We start from the raw sequence: 7,307 nt of genomic DNA, 5'->3' as shown, positions 1-7,307 counted from the left end.
AGCCGGCGTTTGGCTTATCGTGTCGGACAACGCGCGCCGGTATCGGCGCGTGGTCCTTTCGCGCCGTTTTTCCGTTAGCCTTCCTCATGCGCCGACTTCCGCCCCTGCACGCGCTGCAGATCTTCTCGACGGTGGCTCGCCACCGCAGCTTCACGCGCGCGGCCGAGCAGCTGTGCATCACGCAGGGCGCGGTGAGCCGGCAGATCCAGACACTCGAGGCGCATTACGGTTTCCCGCTGTTCAAGCGGCATGCAAAGGGCCTCACGCTGACGGCGGAGGGCGAGCAGTTGCTGCCGGTGGTCAACGAGAGCTTCGCGCGGATCGAAGACATCTCGATGAGGCTCACGCGGCAGCGCACCGATCTCGCGCTGAAGGTGCCGACCTGCGTGATGCGCTGGATGCTGCCGCGCATCATGCGCTTCCAGGGCGAGCATCCCGATCTCCATGTGCAGATCACGACCGCGTGGCAGCACGTGGTCGATTTCTCGACCGAGCCGTTCGATGCGGCCGTCGTCTACGGCACGTCGCCGGGCGCGGGCGTGTTCGCGCTGCCGCTGTTCGACGAGCGGCTGACGCCGGTGTGCGCACCCGAATTGCGGCAAACGTCGCCGCTCGATGCGGTCGGTGATCTTGCGCGTCATACGTTGCTGCATCCGACGCGCGACCATCGCGACTGGCGCGCGTGGCTCGATCACGCGGGCGAGCGCAACGTCGATCCCGCGCGCGGGCCGACGTTCGACACGCTCGATCTCGCGACGAACGCGGCGATGCAGGGCTTCGGCGTCGCGATCGGCGACGTGACGCTCGTCGACGACGACGTCAGCGCGCGCCGGCTCGAACGGCCGTTCGACATCGTGCTCGAGACGGGCGCGCGCTACTTCTTCGTCTATCCCGAGAACATCGGCAACCAGCAGAAGATCCGCGCGTTCAGCGACTGGATCGCGCGCCATCGCGATTGACGGGCGAAGCGCGCACGTGCGCCGGACCGGCGCGCGGAACCCGTCGGGTGCCGCGCCGGCTAACGGCTTTACTGGTACGTCACGACGGCGATCATCGGCGCCTGATTGTTGCCCGGACGGTTCGGTAAAACGATTGCGCGCGAGGCCTGAGTAAAGGTCGTGGTCTTGATGGCCTGCTGGCTCGCGGCGTCGACGAACGCAATCTGGCCGCTTGCCGGGCGCGGACAGTCGGGCCGTACGTGCCCACGGGCGAGATCGGCCGTATCGAGTGCGAACGAGCAGGGCGGCTCGACGATCATGCCCGAGAAGTGGATGATGCCGGACGCGCCGGCGGCAAAGGACGAGGAAGTGGCCAGAAGCGAGGCAGCCAGGACGAACGAGGCGGCGATAGGGCGATGCTTCATGACAGGCTCCAGAGAGGAAGCGCGTCGCAGCGGGCCGCTCGGGTGGCAGTCCGTCAACGCTGCGATGCTGTATGCGTAAACGGCAAAACCATCGGACCTCTTGAATGAAAAAATCGAAATAATGGCAATCGGCAAACGATTGCGTATTGCTAAAACCAATGTAGGCCGGATTTGCGCAACCGCAAGTCAGGGAAATGCCGGGTGGCATAAGATCGAAAGACGAACGGTCGTCGCGACCGTTGTGTGGGCAACGGCCTTGCGCCGCCCGGAAAGCAAAACGGCCGCTCGTCTCGAGCGGCCGTTTTGCGTTGGAGCCGAAGCTGCGCCGTTCAGTTCATGCGCTTGCGTGCCGCGCCGACGACCACGAGCAGCACGATCGCGCCGATGATCGACGCGATCCAGCCCGCGCCCTGGCCCGGTGCGTACCAGCCGGCGGCACGGCCGACGTAGCCGGCGACCAGCGAGCCGACGATGCCGAGCACGATGGTCATCAGGATGCCCATCTTGTCGTCGCCGGGCTTGAGTGCGCGGGCGAGGAGGCCGACGATGAGCCCGACGACCAGGGTTTCGATGAATTGCAGCATGAACGCCTCCCTATTGCGGTTGAGCTGTTGACGAAAGGAGATGGACTCGCCCGGCGCACCGGGGTTCCCGGTGGAGCCGAACAGGTCCGCGACGGGCCGAGTATCGCACGCTGCCGCGTCATGCGGATGTCAGGGCTACCCCGGCGGCGCGTCATTCATTGATAGTCGAGCAGAACCTGCGTCGCGGCATGAACCGAACCGCCACCGACCTTCGCGCCTGTCTGCAGGTAGGATGCACGGAGCCGAATCGACGGCGATCCGCCGGTGGCCGGGTTGTAGCTCGTCACGGTGTGCGACTTCCCCAGCGGCAGCGGCTGGCCCGTCGCGGCGTCGGCGATCTGGATGCCGATGCCGCTGGCCGTGGCATCCGGGCGCAACTGCATCCCGCCGGGGGACCCCGTGACCATGTCGTCCAGCGGCGCCAGTTGATAGCCGATCCGGTTGTAGCCGGCCGGGCAATTGTTCAACTGCACCTGAAAGTCCGTTGCGCCGGCGGTCGAACCGACGCCCTTGAACACATGGTGCTGCACGGGCGGCAGCGTGACGGTCTGGTCCGGAATCGAGCACGTTCCGTTGATGAAGCTGACCTTTGCGGCGAGGAAGACCGGGGACGAGGCGCCGAAGATGCCGGACTTGTATTCGATCGAGTAATAGGCGCTGAGCGCACCCGAATTGAGCGATCCATCTTGCGGCTGCCGGCTGTCGCGGAACAGCGAGACTTCGAGCGTATTGCGCAGCGTCGCCTTCGTCGACGAGACGGCCACGTTACCGTCGACGAGCATGCGCGTCGACAAGCCGGACACATTGGTTTCCAGGTCGGGGCCGTCGGACACCCACACCCCGCCCTTGGAGTACATCCTGATGCCCGTGATCTGGCAGGTGCTCGCGCCGCATACGTCCTGCGGCGTGAAGTAGTGACGCGCGACGACCGTGCCCGGCGTGGCGTTTCCGGGGCTGGAAACGGTGGCCTGCCCGAACGCATAGAGGGAGGCGGCGATCGCGTCGGTCGCGAAGGCGACGGATGCGAGCACAAGCGCGGAGGCGCCCGCGAACAGGTGGAGCGGGCGGCGAGCGACGCGCACCGCGGCGGCCGGAGTCGTGGTTCGGGTCAATGCGGACGATTGGCGAAAGTGAGACATAGGGATTCCTTACTGAATGCCGGCGGTCGTCGAATCGGACAGGCAAGTGCTCTTGACGGTCTGTATGCCGGGCAACGGCCGGCGACGCTCCGCAACCGGCAGCGTGTAGGCGATCCGGCAGACGGAGCGGGCATCGGCGCCCCACTGAACGGTCAGCGAGCCGCTGTCGGCGAGCCCGCGCGCGAAGATCTTGCTCGCCTGGCCGACGACGCCGACTTCCTTGCCGGTGTCGTCGTGCACGACGGCGCCGAACGGCAGTGGCGTGCCGTCGGCCTGGCGCGCCTGAACGAGCGCCGCGCGGCCGGTGTCGGTCGCAAACCGGATGAGCGGCACCGCACCGGCACGCGGCGCGATCTGCCGGCTGGTTTCCTTCAGCTCGACGTCCATCGGGATGCCCTTCGGATCGAGTGCGACCGTGTTGAGGCTGTATGGCGTCAGGTACGGCACGACCGCGTAGCCGTTGCCGTCGACCTTGACGCCCGCTGCGTTCGTGACGCGCGCGCCGGCCGCGCCGGGCGCCTCGACGATCGCGAACGTCTCGGATACCGGCTGCGAGAACGTGATGCCGCCGCGATGCGCGACCAGCGCGCCGCGCACGCCGAGCGAGCCCTGCTGGAAGTCGGTGCTCGCGCCCGCGCTGGCGTTGACTTCCGCCAGGCGCGTGCGGTACGTGACGTTGGCGCTGCCGTCCGTGGCCGAATTCGATCCGGACGCGTGGTTCGCGCTGACGCTGTACGACAGCGCGTGGTCGTCGCCGAGCGATCCGGACAACGTCGACTGCAACCGGGTGCGGCCGAGCGTGTCGCGCGACACGTTGCCCGAGACGGTCATCGGGCGCTCGCGGCCGAACGGGATCGTGACGCTGGCGTAGTAGAGCGTGCCCATGTCGCCACCGGCACTGCGCTGTCGCGTGGCCGTCAGGCTGTAGGACAGGTTGCGGAACTGGTTCGTGTAGCCCACCGAGTAGTTGACGTCCGAGCCCGGACGATTCCAGTAGTTGACGGCCGATGCCGTCGCATTGATGCGCCCGCCGGTCGTGCCGAGGCGCTGCGTGAGCGCCAGCGATGCGCGATGGCGCTGACGCCAGACCGACTGGGCCGAGCGGCCGTCGCGTGCGGCGTCGCGCGCCTGCATCGCATCGTTGAGGCCGAAATAGCCGTCAGTCGAATAGCGATACGCGGCGAGTGCGATATCGGTGCCGGTCGCGTCGACCGACTTCGCATAGCTGACGCGCACGCTCGAACCGCTGTAGCGCTTCGCGCCGGGGATCGCGGTCAGCGCATGCGTGACGTCCGCGCCGAACGCGCCGAACGACGTGTTGAATGCGCCGCCCAGCATCGCCGACGCATAACCGCCGGCGAGCGTGACGCCGCCATAGGCCGTCAGCAGGTTGGTCAGGCCGCGCTGGTACGTGGCCTGCATGAACAGCGGCTGGCTCGATCCGTGGGGATTGCGCAGCGTGCCCGCGACGAAGCTGTAGCGGCCGATGCCCGGCCGCAGCGACATCGGCACGGCGGCGTAGGGCACCGAGAACGAATGCACGGAGCCGTCGGCTTCGGCAATCGACACCTGCAGGTCGCCACCGTACCCGGTCGGATAGAGGTCGTCGATTTCGAAATTGCCGGGCGCGACCGTCGTCTCGTAGATCGTCACGTCGTTCTGGCGGATCGTCACCTTCGCGTTGCTGTTCGCGATGCCGCGCACCACGGGCGCATAGCCGCGCAGCGAGTCGGGCAGCATCCGGTCATCGGTCGACAGGCGCACGCCGCGGAACTGCGTCGAGTCGAACAGTTCGCCCGACGTGTAGCTTTCGCCGATGACGAGTTGCGACGACAACGACGGCAAGTCGCGCTGGAGATAGGTCGCGATGTCCTGGTAGCGGCGCTCGCCGCGCGACGACCACGAATAGGAGCCTTCGTGGCGAAAGCGCCAGTTGCCGAGGTTCACGCCGCCGTTCAGGCCGAGATAGCCTTGCGTCTGCGCGGTGTGGCCGCTGGCCTTCGACGTGTAGAGATTGAAGTTGTAGCCGAGCAGGCCGACGGTTTCGCCGGAGGTCCATTGATCGGGGCTCACGTAGCCGCGCGCCTTGCGCACGAGCGACGCCTGCGGGATCGACAGCCGCAGTGTCTGCCGCTCGAAGTCGAATGCCGCGCTGGCGCCCGGCACGACTTGCGCGAGTCGCTGGCAGGTGCCGCTGTCGTCCAGCCGCGCGACGACGTCCGGCGCGAGCTTGCCGAAATCGACGCCGACGCGCTCGAGCAGCGCGCGGTCGAAGCACGGCCGGGCGTCGCCCGAATCCGGCGCGGCCACGAAGCGCACGTCGTAGCGGCCGATCCAGTCGGGACCGACATGGATGTCGGTGGTGTACACACCGGGGGCCGTCACGTTGCGTTGGGCGAAGCGCGACACGTCGACAGGCTTGCCCAGGCGATTCTGCAGGAACGCACCGTCGAACTCGACGTGCGCGAGCGTGCTTTCGGCGGCGGCCTGCGTCGTCGCGCGGCCATCGACGGACCACGCGGCGACGCAGGCGGCCACCAGCAGATGGATTGGCTTGACGCGCGGCACGTCGGCCGCGCCGCGGCGCGGCAGTCGGGTCGGGGTCATGCGCAATACTCCAGAAAGGTCGGGTCGTGCGGGCGCGTTTCGCCGGCGCAGGCGCGCAGGCGTGCACACCGCGCGGCGGCGGATGGAAAATCAGGGGTTTCCGTGTCGGTCGGAACGGCCGGAGCGACGTCGGACGAAAAGAGGGAGCGCGCTCGGCGCGCACCGTTGCGATGCGCTGCCGGCCTCGGTCGCGTTACGGTTCGACGCTGACCGGACGTTCGATGTCGGTTGCCCGGCCCCAGTCGTTGATGCTGCCGAACTCGACGGTTGCACCGGCGGCGGGCGCACCGGCGAGATCCTTGATCGGGAATCGTTGCGTGCTTCGGGGCAGCACGTAGCCCATGCCGGCGTCGTGCTGGCGCCCGCCGGACTTCAGCAGCACGTTGCCGAAATTGACGACGAACGGCGTCGGATTGCTGGCCTCGAGCGCGTAGCCGCCGTCGGCGCGAACCACGCGCCAGCCGAGCTGCACGGGGGCGTCGTCGACGTTGCCGGCCAGTCCGGCCGGGCGATACATGATCTTGATGCGTGAGCGGAACGCCAGCTGGATGCGGTTGCGGCTCTCGGTCGCGGATGCCTTCGGCGGCACTTCGAGCACGTTCAGCCAGAACAGCGATTCCCGGTCGGCGGGAAGCGGTTCGCCGGTGTGCACGAGACGCAGCGTCTGGCCATTGCCGGCTTCCATCCGGAAGATCGACGGCGTCAGCGTGAACGGCACGTCGATGTTCTCCGGCAACGCGCGGCTGTCGCCATCGTCGAGCCATGCCTGTACCAGCGCCGGACGCTTGCTGTCGTTCGTGAGCTGGATCGTGACTTCGCGCTCGCTCGACGGGAAGATCACGCGCGTGCCGGCGATCACGACGCTCGCGTCGGCCTGCGACGCGAATGCGGCGACGGCGAGAGTCAGCGTACGGAAGAGCTTCAACAGTTTCATGGGCGTGTGGACTCGGATCGATGGGACGGGAAGCGGGCGGAAACGGCGGGTTCCGCGTCGCACGGCGTGACGGGTAGAGATCGCCGGGACGGCGATCTCCACACGCGTGTCCTTACTGATAGATGAGCGAGTACTCGACACGCGAAGCGACGTCGCCGGCCTTCACGGCACCCGAGGCGTAGTACTCGGCGAAGTAGTTCAGCTTCGCCTTGCCGTCGGCATCGATATCGACCAACTGGGTGCTTGCGCCGGTTTGCGCGCCGATGGGGATGTGGTTCTGCTGCGAATCCAGCACGTTGATCTGGACGCCCTCGGCGGCCTTGGCGCCCGAATCGATCGTCAGTCGGCCGCTCGATTGATCGACGTTCGAGCCGTTCTCGAACACGACGCCGACCTTCACCGGGTTGTTGTCTCCGACCGTGCAGCCGGTCAGCGCAAGCGAGAACCCGCTGCGGCCGGCGACGGAGCCGACATCGGCGAGCGAACTGGTGCTGACCGGCGGCAGCGGGACGGTGAGATCCGATCCGCCGTCGATGCTGCACGTCGATGCGATGACGTTGCCGCGGAAGTTGACGGTGCCGTCCGCGGCGTGGGCCGCGGACGAAAAGGCCGCGCCGGCGGCGACGAGCAGGAACGGGATTGCGCTGCGCTTGATGAGTCGCATATTTAAATCTCCAAAT

Annotated in this window: 7 protein-coding genes; 1 reads left to right on the top strand and 6 read right to left on the bottom strand. The window is 67.3% G+C overall.

What is annotated here, in order from left to right; genetic code table 11:
• Window positions 1-86 precede the first annotated feature (86 nt).
• Window positions 87-959, top strand: coding sequence for a LysR substrate-binding domain-containing protein (locus tag G3O06_RS34640; RefSeq protein WP_174968953.1), 873 nt, complete (start codon window positions 87-89; stop codon window positions 957-959).
• Between the two features lie 68 nt (window positions 960-1,027).
• Here the strand turns inward: G3O06_RS34640 and G3O06_RS34635 are convergent, their stop codons facing one another.
• From G3O06_RS34635 to G3O06_RS34610, 6 genes are all read right to left on the bottom strand, one after another.
• Window positions 1,028-1,363, bottom strand: a complete 336-nt coding sequence (locus G3O06_RS34635; RefSeq protein WP_174916546.1) for a type 1 fimbrial protein — start codon at window positions 1,361-1,363, stop codon at window positions 1,028-1,030.
• Between the two features lie 329 nt (window positions 1,364-1,692).
• Complete coding sequence (locus G3O06_RS34630) at window positions 1,693-1,947, bottom strand: GlsB/YeaQ/YmgE family stress response membrane protein (RefSeq protein WP_174968954.1); 255 nt, start codon at window positions 1,945-1,947, stop codon at window positions 1,693-1,695.
• A gap of 155 nt (window positions 1,948-2,102) precedes the next feature.
• Window positions 2,103-3,086, bottom strand: a complete 984-nt coding sequence (locus G3O06_RS34625; protein ID WP_205818898.1) for a fimbrial protein — start codon at window positions 3,084-3,086, stop codon at window positions 2,103-2,105.
• 9 nt (window positions 3,087-3,095) lie between these two features.
• Window positions 3,096-5,693 carry a fimbria/pilus outer membrane usher protein gene (locus tag G3O06_RS34620; protein WP_205818897.1) on the bottom strand — a complete coding sequence of 866 codons (2,598 nt, stop codon included), beginning with the start codon at window positions 5,691-5,693 and terminating at the stop codon, window positions 3,096-3,098.
• A gap of 193 nt (window positions 5,694-5,886) precedes the next feature.
• Window positions 5,887-6,627: a fimbria/pilus periplasmic chaperone gene (locus G3O06_RS34615; protein WP_205818896.1), complete on the bottom strand. Its 741-nt coding sequence runs from the start codon at window positions 6,625-6,627 to the stop codon at window positions 5,887-5,889.
• Between the two features lie 112 nt (window positions 6,628-6,739).
• On the bottom strand, window positions 6,740-7,291 hold the full coding sequence (locus G3O06_RS34610) for a fimbrial protein (RefSeq protein ID WP_205818895.1): 552 nt from the start codon (window positions 7,289-7,291) through the stop codon (window positions 6,740-6,742).
• Window positions 7,292-7,307: the final 16 nt, after the last annotated feature.

This window comes from Burkholderia sp. Ac-20345 (assembly GCF_017104825.1).
Classification (GTDB): domain Bacteria; phylum Pseudomonadota; class Gammaproteobacteria; order Burkholderiales; family Burkholderiaceae; genus Burkholderia; species Burkholderia lata_B.
Note: the sequence above shows the minus strand (reverse complement) of the source record. Positions and strands in the feature narration are given on the sequence as shown.